At 70.4% G+C, this 16,738-nt stretch carries 17 protein-coding genes; 3 read left to right on the plus strand and 14 right to left on the minus strand.

Going from position 1 to position 16,738, the window contains the following annotated elements:
- Nucleotides 1-216 precede the first annotated feature (216 nt).
- On the plus strand, nucleotides 217-1,047 hold the full coding sequence (locus JOD27_RS11455; RefSeq protein ID WP_204762162.1) for an alpha/beta fold hydrolase: 831 nt from the start codon (nucleotides 217-219) through the stop codon (nucleotides 1,045-1,047).
- Nucleotides 1,040-1,708, plus strand: a complete 669-nt coding sequence (locus JOD27_RS11460; protein WP_204762163.1) for a TetR/AcrR family transcriptional regulator — start codon at nucleotides 1,040-1,042, stop codon at nucleotides 1,706-1,708. Before JOD27_RS11455 ends, JOD27_RS11460 begins: the two co-directional genes overlap by 8 nt.
- Here the strand turns inward: JOD27_RS11460 and JOD27_RS11465 are convergent.
- Nucleotides 1,705-3,846: a DEAD/DEAH box helicase gene (locus JOD27_RS11465; protein ID WP_204762164.1), complete on the minus strand. Its 2,142-nt coding sequence runs from the start codon at nucleotides 3,844-3,846 to the stop codon at nucleotides 1,705-1,707. The two genes, JOD27_RS11460 and JOD27_RS11465, sit on opposite strands and share 4 nt — an antisense overlap.
- Nucleotides 3,847-3,901: 55 nt before the next feature.
- Nucleotides 3,902-4,498 (minus strand): acyl-CoA-like ligand-binding transcription factor, encoded by a 597-nt coding sequence (locus tag JOD27_RS11470; protein WP_204762165.1) that lies wholly within the window; start codon nucleotides 4,496-4,498, stop codon nucleotides 3,902-3,904.
- A gap of 45 nt (nucleotides 4,499-4,543) precedes the next feature.
- On the opposite strand from JOD27_RS11470, the gene JOD27_RS11475 reads away from it, so the two are divergent.
- Nucleotides 4,544-5,041, plus strand: a complete 498-nt coding sequence (locus JOD27_RS11475) for a pyridoxamine 5'-phosphate oxidase family protein (protein WP_204762166.1) — start codon at nucleotides 4,544-4,546, stop codon at nucleotides 5,039-5,041.
- Between the two features lie 51 nt (nucleotides 5,042-5,092).
- Here the strand turns inward: JOD27_RS11475 and JOD27_RS46550 are convergent, their stop codons facing one another.
- The 12 genes from JOD27_RS46550 to JOD27_RS11535 all read right to left on the minus strand — a co-directional run bounded on the left by JOD27_RS46550 (nucleotide 5,093) and on the right by JOD27_RS11535 (nucleotide 16,664).
- The gene (locus JOD27_RS46550) at nucleotides 5,093-5,482 is read right to left on the minus strand and encodes a VldE C-terminal domain-containing protein (RefSeq protein WP_204762167.1); all 390 of its coding nucleotides are present in this window, start codon (nucleotides 5,480-5,482) and stop codon (nucleotides 5,093-5,095) included.
- A 500-nt stretch (nucleotides 5,483-5,982) separates the two neighbouring features.
- Entirely contained in the window at nucleotides 5,983-6,225 is a 243-nt protein-coding gene (locus tag JOD27_RS11485; RefSeq protein ID WP_307830083.1) for a FadR/GntR family transcriptional regulator, read from the minus strand.
- A gap of 47 nt (nucleotides 6,226-6,272) precedes the next feature.
- Complete coding sequence (locus tag JOD27_RS11490) at nucleotides 6,273-6,512, minus strand: helix-turn-helix domain-containing protein (protein WP_204762168.1); 240 nt, start codon at nucleotides 6,510-6,512, stop codon at nucleotides 6,273-6,275.
- A gap of 2 nt (nucleotides 6,513-6,514) precedes the next feature.
- The gene (locus JOD27_RS11495) at nucleotides 6,515-7,900 is read right to left on the minus strand and encodes an alkaline phosphatase family protein (protein ID WP_204762169.1); all 1,386 of its coding nucleotides are present in this window, start codon (nucleotides 7,898-7,900) and stop codon (nucleotides 6,515-6,517) included.
- The gene (eboE, locus tag JOD27_RS11500; RefSeq protein WP_204762170.1) at nucleotides 7,897-8,976 is read right to left on the minus strand and encodes a metabolite traffic protein EboE; all 1,080 of its coding nucleotides are present in this window, start codon (nucleotides 8,974-8,976) and stop codon (nucleotides 7,897-7,899) included. Before eboE ends, JOD27_RS11495 begins: the two co-directional genes overlap by 4 nt.
- Entirely contained in the window at nucleotides 8,973-9,827 is an 855-nt protein-coding gene (locus JOD27_RS11505) for a TatD family hydrolase (protein WP_204762721.1), read from the minus strand. Before JOD27_RS11505 ends, eboE begins: the two co-directional genes overlap by 4 nt.
- Nucleotides 9,827-11,155 (minus strand): EboA domain-containing protein, encoded by a 1,329-nt coding sequence (locus JOD27_RS11510; protein ID WP_204762171.1) that lies wholly within the window; start codon nucleotides 11,153-11,155, stop codon nucleotides 9,827-9,829. Before JOD27_RS11510 ends, JOD27_RS11505 begins: the two co-directional genes overlap by 1 nt.
- Nucleotides 11,152-11,931: an SCO3242 family prenyltransferase gene (locus JOD27_RS11515; RefSeq protein ID WP_204762722.1), complete on the minus strand. Its 780-nt coding sequence runs from the start codon at nucleotides 11,929-11,931 to the stop codon at nucleotides 11,152-11,154. Before JOD27_RS11515 ends, JOD27_RS11510 begins: the two co-directional genes overlap by 4 nt.
- A gap of 9 nt (nucleotides 11,932-11,940) precedes the next feature.
- Nucleotides 11,941-13,128, minus strand: coding sequence for a substrate-binding domain-containing protein (locus JOD27_RS11520; RefSeq protein WP_204762172.1), 1,188 nt, complete (start codon nucleotides 13,126-13,128; stop codon nucleotides 11,941-11,943).
- Between the two features lie 40 nt (nucleotides 13,129-13,168).
- Nucleotides 13,169-14,152: an ABC transporter permease gene (locus tag JOD27_RS11525; protein ID WP_204762173.1), complete on the minus strand. Its 984-nt coding sequence runs from the start codon at nucleotides 14,150-14,152 to the stop codon at nucleotides 13,169-13,171.
- Complete coding sequence (locus tag JOD27_RS11530) at nucleotides 14,149-15,096, minus strand: ABC transporter permease (protein WP_372441690.1); 948 nt, start codon at nucleotides 15,094-15,096, stop codon at nucleotides 14,149-14,151. Before JOD27_RS11530 ends, JOD27_RS11525 begins: the two co-directional genes overlap by 4 nt.
- Before the next feature lie 59 nt (nucleotides 15,097-15,155).
- Nucleotides 15,156-16,664 (minus strand): sugar ABC transporter ATP-binding protein, encoded by a 1,509-nt coding sequence (locus JOD27_RS11535; RefSeq protein ID WP_204762174.1) that lies wholly within the window; start codon nucleotides 16,662-16,664, stop codon nucleotides 15,156-15,158.
- Between the last annotated feature and the right edge of the window lie 74 nt (nucleotides 16,665-16,738).

Below are 16,738 nucleotides of genomic sequence, written 5' to 3' on the forward strand. Positions count from 1 at the left end.
GTCAGGTGAGAGGGGTCCGGACCCGCACGTCGTCGAGCCCGGCGAGACGCCAGGCCACGCTCAGGTCGAGCACGAGCGACATCTGGTCGAAGGCCGGTGGAAACCGGAGCACGACCCGTCATTCGCGCGAGCTGCGGACAGGAAGGGCTTGACTCGTTGGCTAATCGTGATAGCTTTTAGCTAATGCAGTTAGCCAACGGCCACCTGGAGGCAGTCATGACCGAGTTCCTGAACGTCGACGGCGGGACAATCGCCTATGAGGTGACCGGCGCCGGACCGCTGGTCGTTCTCGCCCACGGCATGGGAGACAGCCGCGAGGCCTACCGGTTCCTCGGCCCCGCGCTGGTCGAAGCGGGATTCCGGGTCGCCGCAACGGATCTGCGCGGCCACGGCGAGTCCAGTGTCGGCTGGTCCTCCTACACCCGCACCGATCTCGCGGGGGACCTGATCGCCCTGGTGAAGCACCTCGGCGGGCCCGCTGTGCTCGTGGGCCACTCCATCTCCGGCGGCGCGGTCACGATCGCCGCGGCGAAGGCACCGGAGCTGGTCACCGCACTGGTCGAGCTCGCGCCGTTCACGCGCAAGCAGCAGGTCCGGCTGTCCGACTTCCGGATGAGCCGCTACCGCCGCGGCATGGCCCGACTCCTGGGCACCGCCATCCTCGGCAGCACCACGCAGTGGGCCAAGTACCTGGACATCGCCTACCCCGGCGTCAAACCGGCGGACTGGGACGCCCGTCTGGCGGAGATCACCGGGATGCTCGGCGATCCCGCACGTATGAAGGTTCTCCAGGCGATGGGCAAGATCTCCCCCGCCGACGCCGGCGAGCAGCTGGCCAACGTCACCTGCCCGGTGCTCGTCGTCCAGGGAACGCACGATCCCGACTGGGCCTCGCCGCAGACCGAGGGCGAGGCGATCATCGCCGATCTCCCGAGCGGCCTGGGCAAGCTGGAGATGATCGACGGTGCCGGTCACTACCCGCACGTCCAGTTCCCCCAGCAGACTCTGGCTGCGATCCTGACGTTCCTGGACGGGGTCCATGCCTAGGGCCGGCCTGCACGCCCACACGATCACGGCGGCCGGCGCCGCACTGGCCGACGAGATCGGCTTCACCGAACTGACCATGGGCAGGCTGGCGGAACGACTCGGAGTGCGCGCCCCGTCCCTGTACAAGCACATCGCCGGCCAGGACGACCTCAACCGCCGGATCGCGGCACTCGCCCACGCGGAGATCGCCGACGCCATCGGCACGGCCACCCAGGGCCGCGCGGGACGTGACGCGCTGGCAGCCGCCGCACACGCGCTCCGCGACTTCGCGCTCACCCACCCAGGCCGCTACGCCGCCACTGTCGGCCTGACCCCGACCGGCCCCGGCGACCCGGTCGCGATCGCCGCCTTGCGCGGACTCGGCCCCTTCGAAGCCGTCCTCCGGGGATACGACATCGCCCCGGAGAAGATGGCCCACGCACTGCGTGCGCTGCGCAGCGTCTTCCACGGCTTCGCGGACCTTCAGGCCACTGGCGGCTTCCAGTGGTCCACCGACGTCGGCGAGAGCTTCGAGTGGCTCATCGACCTGATCGACCACGGCTTCCGCCACACCGCCGAACAGGTCCGTCCGCTGGATGCCGTCCGGTTCACCGAACGACTGCCCGGAGCGGACCACCGCCAAGTGGATGGGCGCCCCGTCCTGGGCCACGGGGTGGCCTAGAGACCAAGGCGCCGCTGCTCGGCCTGCACCACTCGCTGCTCCACCGACACCGCCGAGTCCAGTGCGCTCGCGTGTGAGTGCTTCGTGTCGCTTTCGCGCGCGTAGTGGTCGAACAGCAGGGTCTTGTGGTCGCGGATCTCCTGCACCCGCGCGTCCACGCTGTCCTTGACCAGCAACCGGTGCACGTGGACCTTGCGGACCTGGCCCATCCGGTGACAACGGGCGATCGCCTGGTCCTCCGTGCTCGGCTTCCACTGCGGCTCGGCGATGATCACCACGGACGCGGCCTGGATGTTGAGGCCCACGCCGCCCGCCTCGATCTGGGCCACCAGCACCGCGTGGTCCTCGCACGCCGTGAAGGCGTCCACCATTTGCTGACGGCCCTGCGCCGACGTCGCGCCGGTCAGTGGGCCGAAGACCTCGACGTGGTCCGCGACCGTGTCCAGCACGTCGTGGAAGTACGAGAACACCACGACTTTCCAGCCGTTGTCCCTCGACTCCTCGATGATCTCCAGCAGCCGCTCCAGCTTCGCCGAGCCGCGGGGCGTGCCCGGCGCGTAGGCGGCGCGGCGCATCGCCATCAGGTTTCCGTCGCGCACCGCGTCGAGGTACGCACGCCGGTCCTGCCTGCCGAACTCGACCCAGTCCTCCATCTCGAGCAGCTCGGGCAACTCCCCCAGCACGTCTTCCTGGTTGCGCCGCAGGTACACCGGTGCGACAACGCGGCGGAACGCCTTCGCTCCCACCACGGCGTCGATGGCGCCAGTGCGGGCCGCGACGCCCGGCTGCAGATAGCCGACCAGGTTGCGGAACTCCTCGACGCGGTTCTCCATCGGTGTGCCGGTGAGGAGCACTGCCCGCTCCGCACGCTGCACGATCGTGTTGACCGCCTGTGAGCGCTGCGTGTCCGGGTTCTTCACGTAGTGCGCCTCGTCGACCACGACCAGCGCCGGGCGGAACCTCTTCGGCAGCACCAGTTTCGGCAACGTGCCGAACGTCGTCACGCCGACACCGCCCTGCGCCAGCCACTCGCCGACGGCGCCGTCGCGGCCCGCGCCGTGCATCCGGTGCGGCACGAGGTCGCTGTGCCTGGCGATCTCGTTGACCCAGTTGACGACGACGCTCGCCGGGCAGACCACCAGGAACCCGCGCCGCCCGGTGGCGGCGAGGCCGGCCATCACCGCGATGGCCTCGATCGTCTTGCCCAGTCCCATTTCGTCGCCGATGATGACGCGTTTGCGGGCCAGCGCGAACTTGGCTCCGAACACCTGGTAACCACGCAGCGACACCTTCAGCAGGCTGGTGTCCAGTGTGGTCGCGTCGACCTCGTGCTCGATGTCGGCCGGGACGAAACCCTTGGCGGCACTGCGATCCGGCATCGCTTCCGCACCGGCGAGGTCGGCGAGAAGCGTGTTGTAGGCGGCCGCGTCGAGCTCGTAGTCGCGCCACAGCGCGCGGTGATCCAGGTCCGGCACGCGCAGCTGCGTGCCCACCGCGCGCAACGCCGTCACATCGCGACTGGCCAGCAGGGCCTCGAGCCGGCCGAGCGAGTCGACGGCCGCCTGCCGGCTCTTGCGCAACGAGAAGAACATCCGCACCCGGCTCCCGGCACGGGATGCGGCACGCACGTCGGCGTCGACCCTGCCCAGCACGTCGGCGAGCGGCTCGCGCAGCGGACCGACGAGCTGGTTCGCCCTGCGCAGCTTGGACATCAGCTGCAGCAGCTCGGTCTGGCCGCGGTCAGCACGGTCGGGGTTCAGCCGGACAGTCGTGTCGCGCGCGACGCCGTCGACGACGGCGCGGGCGACCCGCACGATCTGCTCGGCGGACTGCCTGCCGACTCCGGGCACGCCGTCGAGCTCTTCCGGGCGCGCGCCGGCGACATCGGCGACGGTCCGATACCCGGCGGCCTTCAGCTTGCTCAGCCGCAGGTTCGCCTTCGTCTCCCGGAGCTTGTCCACCGGCATGGCCCGGAGCTGGCCTGCCACCAGCGAGTCCAGGATCTCCTGGTACTTCGCGACGGCGAGCGCGAGCAGCCGATCCGGTTCCGCGCGCACCCCCGCTGCCTCGGCGCGGAACGCCTTCGCGGCGCCCAGCACCGCGCGAGCGTGCCTACCGACCTTCGACGAGTCGTCCACCCGTGTCCTTCCGTCAGGCGGTCCGAAGGGTACCGAACCCAGACCCGAACGCCCTTCACGCCGGTTCGACGGAGATCGATTCGAGGGCGCGGTGGATCAGGGCGGGAAGGTCGCCCCCGTGACGGATCCAGTCGTCGAGGGAGACGCGGACCGACGCCATCGCCAGGGCGGCGAGCAGGTGAGGTCGTGGATCGCGCTCGGTGCCGGCGGACATGCGCGGAGCCAGCAGTTCGGCGATGGCGCGCTCGTAGCGGTGGTAGGTCTGGGCTGTCCAGGCGTCGAGGGCCGGTGACCCGCGGGTGAGCCCGGCCAGTTCCCGGATCTGGCCGGCGTGCGCGGGGAACTGGTCCGCGAGCTCGGCGAAGGCGGCCACCAACGCGTCCTTCGCGGGCAGGTGAGCGGGCTGACGGGCGATCGCCTCGGTCACCTGGGTGAGCCAGGAGCCGGTAATCCCTTCAGCGACAGCGCTCTCCTTCGAATCGAAGTAGCGGAAGAACGTCGCGCGCGCGACCTCGGCATCCCGCGCGATCTGGTCCACGGTCGTGTTGCCGACCCCCTGCTCACCGGCGAGCCGCGCGGCCGAAGCGGCGATCCGCGCGTGCGTCGCCCGCCTCTTGCGGACGGCGAGACCGTCCGCTTGACTGTGAGACATAGTCTCATTCTGGACTAAGTCTCATCGAGCGGCAAAGGGGCTCTCATGGGTGTGAACCAGCGCGCGCAGGTCGTGATGTCCCCCGACGAGATCGCCCAGTTCCTCACCGAACAGCGGGTCGCCACGCTCGCCACGATCGCTCCCTCCGGACAGCCCCATCTCGTCGCGATGTGGTACGCGGTGATCGACGGCGTGGTGTGGTTCGAGACCAAGGCCAAGTCGCAGAAGGCCGTGAACCTGCGCCGCGACAACAGGGTCACCGTGATGGTCGAGACCGGCCACACCTACGACACGTTGCGCGGAGTCTCGCTGGAAGGCCGCGCCACGATCGTCGACGACCCCGACGCGCTGTGGGCGGTCGGCGTGAGCGTGTGGGAGCGCTACACCGGGCCCTACACCGAGGAAGCCCGGCCGATGGTGGAGTTCATGCTCGCCAAACGCGTCGCTGTGCGGGTCGACGTCGAACGGACCCGGTCGTGGGACCACCGCAAGCTCGGGCTGCCCGCTCTTCCAGTCGGCGGCAGCACCGCCGCCCATCTGTGAGAGCGGAGGCGATGGAGATCAACGGCAACGCCGCTTCCCAAGCCGAAGAGATCAGCAGGTGACCTTGACGGTCGCGGACGCCTGGAACGACACGTGCACGTGGTCCATGTGATTGGCCGTGGGACTACCCCGATCCTCCATCGTCGACCAGCCGCTGCCGTCGTTGTAGCGCTGGCGCCAGATGACGTAGGTGACGCCGAACGCCCGACGGTTGGCCAGCACGTGGTCCGCCAGGGCATTGCCGGTGGCGGTGTCGACCATGAAGTCCAGCGCCAGGCCGAGGGGATGGTCACCGGAGCCGCCCCGACCGGCGGCGCCGCCGATGTCGCTGACGCCGAACTTGGCCGCGAGGTGGTGACCTACCTGCGCCACATGCGGTTTGACTCCGTCCAAAGTGGTCGGACAGGCCGGTGCGGTGGTCGTGGTTGTCGTCGTGGTCACCGGAGGCACCGTGGTGGTGGTGGTCGTAGGTTGTGAGGACGACGGCGTGGTGGTCGACGTCGCAACAGGCGGCAGGTCTTGACTGACAGAGACCGACCGGGCGGCCAGCTGCGCGGCTGCTCCGGTTGGATCGACCGGCTGGTCCGAAATGCGGACGACCCAGAAGGTCGCGACCAGGCCCGCGGTGAGGGTGGCGGCAGCTGCGACGGGCAGCTTCCGGCTGGCTGTCTGCTTCGTTCTATGTCGGCCCGGCATTCGGGAACACCTCGCGTCGGGGACGGGGGCACGGTCACACGGCGCGCAACATTACGAAAAGAACACGGGAACGTCACAGGCAAGTGTTGATGCCCACATTTCGACTGGTAAGCGCATCGCTACAGAAAGTGACACCCTCCGGTAGGACTCCAACGCGTCCGTACCCTCGTTTACCGGAGCGAAGTCGTACTCATGACGAGGAGCCCGCCGGTGGACGCTGATGCCGCGTACGCGTCGCCCACCTCCTACCGGCCGGGCTGCAAGAAGCCGCCCCACCGGGACGAACCCGGCATTCCCTCGTCGTCGGCCACATAGAGCCCGCGCCCCTTGTGCGCCCGCACCCTGCCGAGCGCCGACAGGATCTTCACTGCCTCGCGCACCACGGTCCGGCTGGTCCCCATCCGGCCCGCCAGCTCGTTCTCGGTCGGCATGCGATCGCCGGGACGCAGCTCCAGCTCCGCGATGTGCTGCAGGATCCGCTCTGCCACCAGCTCGGCGGGAGATCCAGCGCCGCGTGTTCGGGTGACGGACTCGCTCACCCCGGACGGAGCCACTCCAGCTCGGCGGCGAGCACGCCGAGCTGGAACCGCGACTGGACGCCGAGCAGCGACTGCAGGCGGGCGATGCGCCGGTGCAGGGTCCGCAGGCTGACACCGAGCTCACGGGCGATCGCGCGGTCGGTCGCGCCTGTTCGCATGAGCCTCAGCAGGCGCTGGGTCGCCGCCGTGGGCTCCTTGCCCACGAGCACGGAGCGTTCGCAATTCGGGTGCGCCATGGTCACCTGAACACCTCCGCTGGAATCCCCTGCAGTTCGAGCAGGAAGGTGCGGACATCGGTCGCGGCGATTCGGCCGGTGCGCTCTACCGATCGCGGTGCCACCGGATCCGAGCACAACAGCACCGGGCCGTCCGCCGCCCGGTCGGGCAGCCTGCCGTGCGTGCCGCGTACGCACGACGGGTCCAGCGGCACGACGTTCATCGTGTATCTCAGGCCGAGCTTCTTGCGGGCCAGGTTCAACCCCGCCCTGGCCTTGACGAGTGGGTCGGCCGGGTCGAAGAACAACTCCGCGGGGTCGTAGCCGGGTTTGCGGTGGATGTCCACACCACGGGCGAAGTCCGGTGCGCGCTGGTCGTCGGTCCAGTAGTAGTAGGTGAACCAGGCGTCCGGCTCGGCCACCGCCACCAGCTCACCGGACCGCTCGTGGTCCAGCCCGACGGATGCCTGCGCTTCCCGGTCGTACAGCACGTCGACACCGGGAAGGCCCTCGAGGACCGCTCTCGTTCTCGCGAGATCGGCTCGATCGGCGACGTACACGTGCGCGATCTGGTGGTCGGCCACCGCGAACGCCCGCGACGTCCACGGATCCAGGTACTCCATCCCCGCCTGTGTGTAGACCTCGAGCAGACCAGCGGTGCGCAACGCCCGGTTGATGTCGACCGGGCAGCGTGCGTCGGTGATGCCGTACTCCGACAACGCCACGACGGTGGCGTCCGACGCGTCGGCCAGCAACGGCGCCAGCGCCCGGTCCACGTCCGCCGCGGCCTTGGCCGCCTGCGGTGAGGACGGTCCGAACCGCTGCAGGTCGTAGTCCAGGTGTGGCACGTAGACCAGCAACAGGTCGGGCCGCCGTTCGGCGAGGACCTTCCGCGCGGCGCCGATGATCCACTCGCTCGACGCCAGTGCCGCTGTCGGCCCCCAGTACTGGAAGAGCGGGAACTCGCCCAGGGCTCCGGTGAGGTCGTCGTGCAGGCCGGGCGGGCGGACGTAGCAGTCCGGCGACTTGCGTCCGTCCGCGTGGTAGATCGGCCGCGGGGTCACGGTGATGTCGGTCGAGGCGCCCATCGCGTACCACCAGCAGATGTTGGCGGCGGTGTAGCCGGGGTGTGCCCGACGCGCCGTCTCCCAGAGCTTCTCGCCGCCGACGAGGCGGTTGTGCTGGCGCCACAGGTGAATCTCGCCCAGGTCGCGGAAGTACCAGCCGTTGCCGACGATCCCGTGCTGTGCCGGGGTGAGGCCGGTGAGCAGCGTGGCCTGCGCGCTGCACGTCACGGCGGGCAGCACCGTGCCCAGTTCGGCCTGCCAGCCCAGCCGCGAGAGATTGGGCATGTGTTCGAGGAGCGCCGGGGTCATGCCGACGACGTTGAGGACCACCAACGGTTTCACACCGCAACCCCCGCTTTCAGATGCCGCTGCGCCCAGCGCAGTTCCGCCGCGATGCCGTCGGCGAGGTCACCCGCACCCGGCAGCACGGTCCAGGTGTAGGTCTCCACCTCGACGTGGACGCCGGGGTCCACCGCCGCCACCGCGGCCACGAGCACGTCCGTGGTCGACGTGAGCGGTGTGGGCGGGACGGCGTGCAGCGGCACGTGGAAGTGCACGCGCCACGGGTGCTCGGCGGGCAGGGTCTCGAACGCCTCCGGCAGGTCGTCCGCCGCCAGGACACCGCCCGGGGTGTGCTCCCGGACCTGGTGCAGGTAACGGGGTTCGCTGAACTCTGCCACCGCGCGCCTGCCCGCCGCGGTGCCCGGTTCCGCCACCTCCAGTGCCGCCGACGCCTGCACCTTGACCACGTCCAACCCCGCTGCGCGGATCGACGCGACCGTCTCGGCCGGATCGGCGAACGACACCGCGAGGTGGCAGGTGTCCAGGCAGATCCCGATGTACTCGGGATCGACCCGGCCCGCCAGCCAGCCGACCGCGTCCGCGACGGTGTCGAGCACACACCCCGGTTCCGGCTCGACGGCCAGCCTGATCGGCCTGCCGTGCCGACGCAGGGACGAGGTGAGCTCGGTGAAAGCCTCCGCGGCACGGTCGTCGTCGCGGCCCGTCCACGGCTCCCGCCAAGCCAGCGGCAGCGTCGAGATGCTGCCGTAGGACGCGGAATCGGGCAGCAGATCGGCGAGCACGGTCGCGCAGTCCACTGTGTACTGGAGGCGGCGCGGATCGGTCCACGTCGGGAAGTACACCGCGTGCTTGACCACCTCGTCGTGGAAGTCGCCGTACGGGAACGCGTTGAGCGTCGAGACCGTCAGACCTCTGCTCGCGAGCTCGGCGCGGAAACGCTGCCGTGCGGTGCCGTCCTCCGCGAGTCCTCGCGCGACCGGCGCGGGCAGCCACAACCCCAGTGGCAGCGTGTCCGCCTCCAGCGCCTCCCGCACCCGGACCGAGTGCCGGTCGAGCTGGGCCAGGATGCCCGCGACGTCGGGAGCCGGGTGGACGTTGGTGCAGTAGGCGATCACCGCTCACCCCGCAGCACCGAGCTGCCGGTCGCCGCGTCGACCGCGCCCGCCGTCACCGGTTCGAGCGACAGCCTGCCGCTCTGGCCGTAGAACTCGACCGGGTTCCGCCACAACACGGTGTCCACTTCGGACTCATCGAACCCGGCGTCCAGCATCGCCAGCCCGGTCTTGCGGGTCTTCAGCGGATCGGACCGGCCCCAGTCGGCGGCGGAGTTGACCAGCATCCGCTCGGTGCCGTACTCGGCGAGCAGCGCCACCATGCGCTCCTCGTCCATCTTGGTGTCCGGATAGACGGAGAAGCCCATCCAGCAGCCCGCGTCCGCCACCATCGCGACGGTGGTCTCGTTGAGGTGGTCGACCAGGACGCGGTGCGGCGCCAGGCCCGACTCGCGCACCACGTCGAGCGTCCGCTTCGTGCCCGCCTGCTTGTCCCGGTGCGGTGTGTGCACGAGGACCGGCAGGTCGTGCCGCAGCGCCAGTTCCAGCTGGCGCGCGAAGGCGTCGTCCTCCTCCGGCGTCATCGAGTCGTACCCGACCTCGCCGACCGCGACCACACCGTCCTTGGCCAGGTAGCGCGGCAGCACCTCCAGCACCTCGGCGCACCGGGGATCGTTGGCCTCCTTGGGATTCAGCGCGAGCGCGCAGTGGTGCGCGATGCCGAACTGGGCGGCGCGGAACCGCTCCCACCCGAGCAGGCTGTCGAAGTAGTCGACGAACGACCCGACGCTCGTCCGCGGCTGCCCGAGCCAGAACGCGGGCTCGACCAGCGCTCGCACACCGGCATCGTGCATGGCCTCGTAGTCGTCGGTGGTGCGGGACGTCATGTGGATGTGCGGGTCGAAGATGCGCATCATGAAGCCTTTCCGAGCAGGGCGAGGGCGTCGGCGGGCACCGGACGGCCGGCCGCGCGGCGTTCGTCGGCGAACGCGGCCACCATGCGCAGCAGCTCCGCGTCCGAGTGCCGGTCGAGACCGTCGACCACGGTCAGCGGAATGCCCATGAACAGGCACTTGAGCACGCCGTGCCGCCACGCGTGCCTGCCGAGGTGCCGGGTGGCGAACGGGCCGAGTGCCGCCGCGACCAGGTCGGTCTCGTTGCTGCGCAAGGCGTCCTCCACGAGCGCGACCCCGGCTGCCGGGGCACAGTCCCCCACCTCGGCGAGCCCGCGCAGGACACCTCGCCGTTCCGCGGAGGTGCCGTACCGGTAGAGCCTCGTGAAGCCGTCGACCGGATCGTCGGACACGTCGGCGAACGCGGTGAGCAGGCGGACCCGTGCGGCGTCCTGGCCTGCTCCCACCGCCCTTCCCGCCGCGGGGAACAGGGTGTCGATCGCGCCGGGATCGGCGCGGACCGCCCGTTCCGCGTCGGCGAGCCACTCCGCCGCGCGCAGCGCTCGCAGTGCCCGCGTCGCCACGTCCGGTGCGGCGTGGCTGTGCCGGGGCAGCTCCACCGCGGCGACGCCGGTGTAGCCGATGCCGGTCAGCGCGGCGAGCGTGGCGGGCAGGTCCAGCTGTCCCTCACCGAACTCCAGATGCTCGTGCACACCCGGCAGCATGTCGTCGAGCTGCACGTTGACGAGCAGCTCGCCCGCCTGCCTGATGCACGCCGCCGCGTCCTGCGGCTCGACCGCGACGCAGTGCCCGACGTCGAGGGTGATCCGCAGCAGGTCCGGGTTCCCGAGCTCGGTCCGCAGCCGCAGTGCCTGGTCGAGCCGTTGCACGACCATGCCCGGCTCCGGCTCCAGTCCTATCGGGACGGAAGGCCCGCTCTCCAGCACGGCTGCGACGCCCGACTTCAGGTGGTCCCAGGCCTCCGGCGACCCCACTCCGGACCAGAACGACACGCAGTCGGCGCCGAGTTCCAGCGCGATCTGCTTGGCGCGCACCAGGAAATCGACCCGTACCGCTTGATCCTCGCTCACCAGCGTCGGGTGGTGCTTGCGGCGCGGGTCCAGCAGGTACCGCGCGCCCGTCTCCACGACGACGCGCAGTCCCAGTTCGTGCAGGCGCGCGGCAACCCGCTCGGTCTGCTTGACGACATCGTCGGCGAACGGGTCCAGGTGGTGGTGATCGAGGGTGAGCGCGACCGCCGTGTAGCCGAGATCGGCGATCACGGCGAGCGCGTCGTCGAGCCGGTGGTTGGCGAACCCGTTGGTGCCGTAGCCGAAGTGGAACGTCATGTCGGGCTCACCTTCCTGCTCAACGCTCGGGCCAGCGGCAGCACGAGCGGCAGCGCGGCGCCGTGCTCGGCCAGCGCGGACTGGAGCAGCACCATGCCGTGGATGCCCTCCTTCGTCGCGGCGCGGACGGACTCGGCGGACGGCTGCCGGACCACCTGCCACTGCGCGCGCCCCACCGTGACCGCGTAGCCCAGCGCCCCCGCGATCCCGGTGAACCGCCGGGTGGACGCACCTGCCGCCACCGCCGTCAGCACCGTGCCCGCCAGGACCGCTTTCGCCGTGCCGGGTGACGTGCCGTGCACCTCGCCCCGCGACAACACCGTCACACCAAGGGTGTGCGCGGCCATCAGTCCGGCGGGCAGGACGGCCCGGCCACCCAGCAGGACGTCGAACGCCCTGCAGGCGGCCATGGCGAACGGGCCGGCGGGCGTGCCCTTCAGCACGGTGTCGTAGGCCCACACCGCCGCGGCGAGCGGCAGAGCGTTGCGCCCGGCCGCCGCGGCGAGACCGACGCCGAGCGCGGTGAGTCCGGCCGCGGCGGCCAGGGCCGCGTCCGGGCTGATCCGTCCGGACGGGATCGGCCGTTCCGGCCGTTCGACCGCATCGAGGTCGCGGTCCGCCCAGTCGTTGAGCGCCATTCCGGCCCAGTACAACGACACGGACGCCAGCGGAAGCAACAGGCCCTTGCCCCGCAACGGTTTCCCAGCTCCGACCAGCGTGTCCCCCAGCACCGTGAGCGCCGCCGGTGCGCGCACCAGGTCCACGTACGCCTTCATCATCCCGGGCTACTTCCAGGGCGCCGGGTAGCCGGGCATGCCCTCGCAGCCGCACATGGCGTAGTGCAGCGGCGGCATGTCCTGCTTGATGAAGTCCTTCAGGGTGTCCTGGGTGACCTTCGGCTGCGGCAGGACCCATTCCCGCGGCACCTGCTTGCCGCCGAGGACGCGCAGGGCGGCGATGATCGGCGTGCGCCACTGGTAGGTCGGATAGGTCGGGGCGACCGCGGTCATCTTCTCGTCGGCCCACATCCGCAGGAAGTCCTGCTGGTCCTCACCCACGAACGGCGGGATCGCCGCGCCGGCGTCCTGGAACGCCTCCACGGCCGCGACCGCCGTGGCGCCCGCGTCCATCCAGACGCCGTCGATCTTGCCTTCGCGCTGGATGTACTCGTTGACGATGCTCTTGGTCTTGGCCGCGTCGCCGTTGGTGAACTCGACCCCCACGACCTTCACCTGGCTGCCGGCGAAGATCTCGTTGGCCGCCGCCCAGCGCTGTTCCAGGACGTCCACGCCCGGCAGGATGCGCAACGCGAGGACCTTGCCACCCGGCTTCACCTTGTCCTTGAGGAACTCCGCGCCGTCCGCGCCGAACGCGAACCCGCCGATCGGGTGGATGAACGTCACGGGGCAGCTGGTCTTGACGCCGCGGTCGAAGACGATCACGGGCACGCCCGTCGCGCAGGCGGCCTCGACGGCCGGGGTGAGCGTCGCGGTGGTGTTCGGCGAGACGACCAGCGCGTTGCATCCCTGGGAGGCGAGCGACTGGATGTCGCTGATCTGCTTGTCGTCCTTGGCCTCCGCGTCGAGCACGGTGAACTTGGTGATCTCCGGGTGCAGCTTCACCTCCTCCTTCATGGTCTTGAACCCGACCTGCCGCCACGGGTTGTCCACCGAGGCGTTGGAGAAGCAGAGGTGGTAGCCGCCACCCGGCTTGGCGAACTTGGCCGTGTCGACCAGCTGCGGTTCGAGCGCCTGCTCCCAGGGCTTCGCCGCACCGTCCTGTGAGTCGAGCCCGACCGCCTTCGCGGTGCGGAACCGCAGCTGACGCTCGTACTCGCCCTGGTCGAAGAACTCCGACTTCGCCTTGGCGGACTCGGAGGTGCCGCCGGGGGCCTGGGCGGCGGGAAGGTCGCTGGAACAGCCGGCCAGCGTGAGAGCGCCCGCCAAAGCCGCGGCGGACCATTTCCTGTTCATGTGCTGCTCCTCGGCTTCGTCGACGGGGTACAGGCAGGGTTCAGGCGGTGTCGGGAACGGGCCGGCGCAACATCCGCCGGAGACCGGCTCCGTGAGCGGCGTAGGCCACGGCCACGATGATGATCACGCCCTGCACGGCGGACTCCAGCGCGCCGGAGACACCGAGCAGGTTCAACAGGGAGAAGAGCGCTTCGAGCGACAACGCGCCCGCGGCCGCGGCGACCACCGAGCCGCGGCCACCGCCGAGCAGGACACCGCCGAGCACGACCGCGGTGATGGCACGGAACTCCATGCCCTCACCCACCTGCGCCGACACGCCCGCGAACCCGGCGAGCAGGATCGCGGCGACCGACGCGAGCAGCGCCGACAGCACGAACGCGAGCAGGCGCAGGCGGTCCACCCGGCCGCCCGCGAGCCGGACCACGTTGTCGTTGTCCCCCACCGCGAGCAGCATGCGTCCGGTTCCGCGGTGCATGAACCACACCGCCGCGACGAGCACGACCAGCAGCACGATCACCGACCACGGCACCTGGCCGATGACCGGGACGTCGGCACTGCCCCGGCCGAGAACGCGGAACGACGGGGACAGGGCGCCGCGCGGTGCTCCACCCGACCACAGGAACACCGCACCGTCGAGCACCAGCAGCATTCCCAGGGTCACGATGAACGACGGCACCAGCAGTTTCGTCGTGATCAGCCCGTTGACCAGGCCGACGAGGACTCCGCAGCCCAGCAGCAGCGCGATCACCCACCACGTGTTGGCGTCGTCACCGTCCACCAGCCGGGCGGCGACGACCACCTCGGCCGTGACCAGCGAGCCGACGGAGAGGTCGAACCCACCGGACACGACCACGAAGTACTGGCCGACGGCCAGCACCACGAGCGGCGCCGCGCGTTTGAGCAGCGCCAGGTAGCCCGCGGGCTCGACGTAGGCGGGACCGACGAACGTCAGTGCCACCAACAGGATCAGCAGCACGACCAGGACAGGGCCGGTGCCGTCGCCCAGACGCAGCCGCGCTCTCATGCCGATCTCCCGGCAGTCCTGCGGCGGGCGTACAGCGCCACCGCCACGATGAGCACGACGCCGCGCACGACGTCCTTGAAGAAGGAGTCCAGCTCGAGGTCGTCGAAGATCGTGTCCAATGTGGACAGGATCAGCACTCCTCCGATGGTCCCGGCCACACCGCCGCGTCCGCCCGCGAGGGCAGTGCCGCCGAGCACGACGGCGGCGATCGACTCCAGGTCGTACCCGGCGTCGGTGCCGACGTACGGGGCGCCCGATCCCAGCCGTCCTGCCAGGAACACCCCGGCGAGCCCGGCCATGACCGCGCACAGCACGTGCGCGGTGACGATCGTCCGCCCGGTGCGCACGCCGGACAGCCGGGCCACGTCGACATCCCCGCCGACGGCGTACATGTGGTAGCCGGTGCGGGTGCGCCGCAGATACCACCACGCCGCCGCCGCGAGCAGCAACATCAGCAGCGCCGCCACCGGAACCGGCCCGATCCGGTCGTAGCCGATGTGCTGGAACGCGCGCGGCACGCTGCCCGCCGGGCCGGTGTAGTTGTGCTCCAGGTAGCCGCGCAGCACCAGCGCGACGCCGAGGGTGGCGATGAACGCGTTGGCCTTCAGCACGGTGATCACCAGTCCGTTGACGAGCCCGACCACTGCCGCGACCGCCAGGGCCGCCAGCACACCGGGCACGATCAGCGTCGTGCTGCCCGCCATCGTCTCGGCCGCCACCAGCGAGCACAGGCCGATCAGGTAGGCCACCGACAGGTCGAGGGAACCGGTGACGATCACCAGGGTCTGCCCGATCGCGACCAGCCCGAGCACCGTGCCGCGCGTCAGGATGTTGAGAACGCCTCCGTGATCGAGGAGCACACCTCCGTGGACGCCGACCAGCACGCTGCCGACCACCAGCAGCACGGCCAGCGCGAGGTACACGACCAGGACCGGAGTGATCACGAACGTTCTCGTCCGCGCCGGCGCCTCGCTGCGCCGGCGGACCTGCTCACGCACGGCGCTCACGCCGCTGTCCCGTGCCCGGTGGCCAGTGCCATGACGGTTTCCTCGTCGGCACCGGCCGGAAGTTCGCCCGCCAGCGCGCCTTCGTGCATGACGAGGATCCGGTCGCTCATGCCGATCAGCTCCGGCAGCTCCGAGGAGATCATGAGGATCGCCATGCCGTCGTCCGCCAGTTCGCGCAGCAACCGGTACAGGGCCTGCTTCGCGCCGACGTCGACGCCGCGGGTCGGCTCGTCCACGATCAGCACGCGCGGCCGCACGGCAAGCCACTTGCCCAGTACCACTTTCTGCTGGTTGCCGCCGGAGAGGTAACGCACCTCCTGATGGGGCCCGCGCGCGACGACACCGACCTCGCCGAGCAGGCGCGTCAGATCCGCGGCCTGACGAGCCGCCGCACCACGGCACGCCGCACGGCGGACCAGCAAGGTGTTGTCCCGCACCGACTGCCGCAGCGCCAGGCCTTCGCCCTTGCGGTCCTCCGTCACGTACCCGATGCCCTTGCGGACGGCCGTGCGCGGACCGGTGACGCGGGTCGGCACGCCGTCGAGCTCCACGGTGCCGGTCGTGAACGGCTCGATGCCCCAGATCGCCCGCGCGATCGCGGAACGACCGGAGCCCTGCAACCCGGCGAGGCCCACGATCTCCCCGGCCCGCACCTCGAACGTCAGGTTCCGCACCCGCTCGTTTCCCGCTCCCCGCAACGCGATCCGCACCGCACCGGGACGGCTCGCGCGTTCGGGATACAGCGCCTCCAGCGGACGGCCGACCATGTGCCGCACGACCTGGTCGGTGTCCAGGTCGGCGGTCGGCGCACAGGTGACGAACGCACCGTCCTTCAGCACCGTGATCCGTGAGCTGAGGTCGAACACCTCACGCATCCGGTGCGACACATACAGAATCGCGATCCCACGATCCCGAAGCCTGCGCACCAGGCCGTACAGCAGCTCGACCTCGTTGTCCGCCAACGCCGCGGTGGGCTCGTCCATCGCGAGGACCCTGGCGTCCGCCGACAGCGCCTTGACGATCTCCACGACCTGCTTGCGGGCCACGGAAAGCCGGGCCACCTCGGTGCCGGGCTCGATGCCGTCCTCGCCCAGCCAGTCGAGCAGTCGCCGGGTCTCCGCCTCCAGCGCGCGCCGGTCCACCTGACCACGTCGCACCGGTTCCCGGCCCAGGAGGACGTTCTCGGCCACCGTGCGGTGCTCGAGCAGCGTGAACTCCTGGTGGATGATCGCGATGCCCGCCGCCTGCGCGTCGCGCGGCGAAGCGAACGAGATCTCCTCGTCCCGCACCACGATCCGCCCCGAGTCCGGCCGGTGGACTCCGGCCAGCACCTTCAGCAACGTCGACTTGCCCGCGCCGTTCTCCCCCACCAGCGCGTGCACCTCGCCCGCGTGCAACGAGAGATCGACGCCGCGCAGCACCGGTACGCCGAAGAAGCTCTTCCCGATGCCCTCCAGCCGCACGACGGGGTCTTCCGCCCCCGGTGTTCCGTGGGTCACAGCCATGAGGCGAACGTAGGACCGACTATTGGCGACTGTCAATCAAAAGTTGGCGCTTCTCTGCCAAAGTGCACATGTCT

It is taken from the genome of Lentzea nigeriaca, assembly GCF_016907955.1.
Lineage (GTDB): Bacteria > Actinomycetota > Actinomycetes > Mycobacteriales > Pseudonocardiaceae > Lentzea > Lentzea nigeriaca.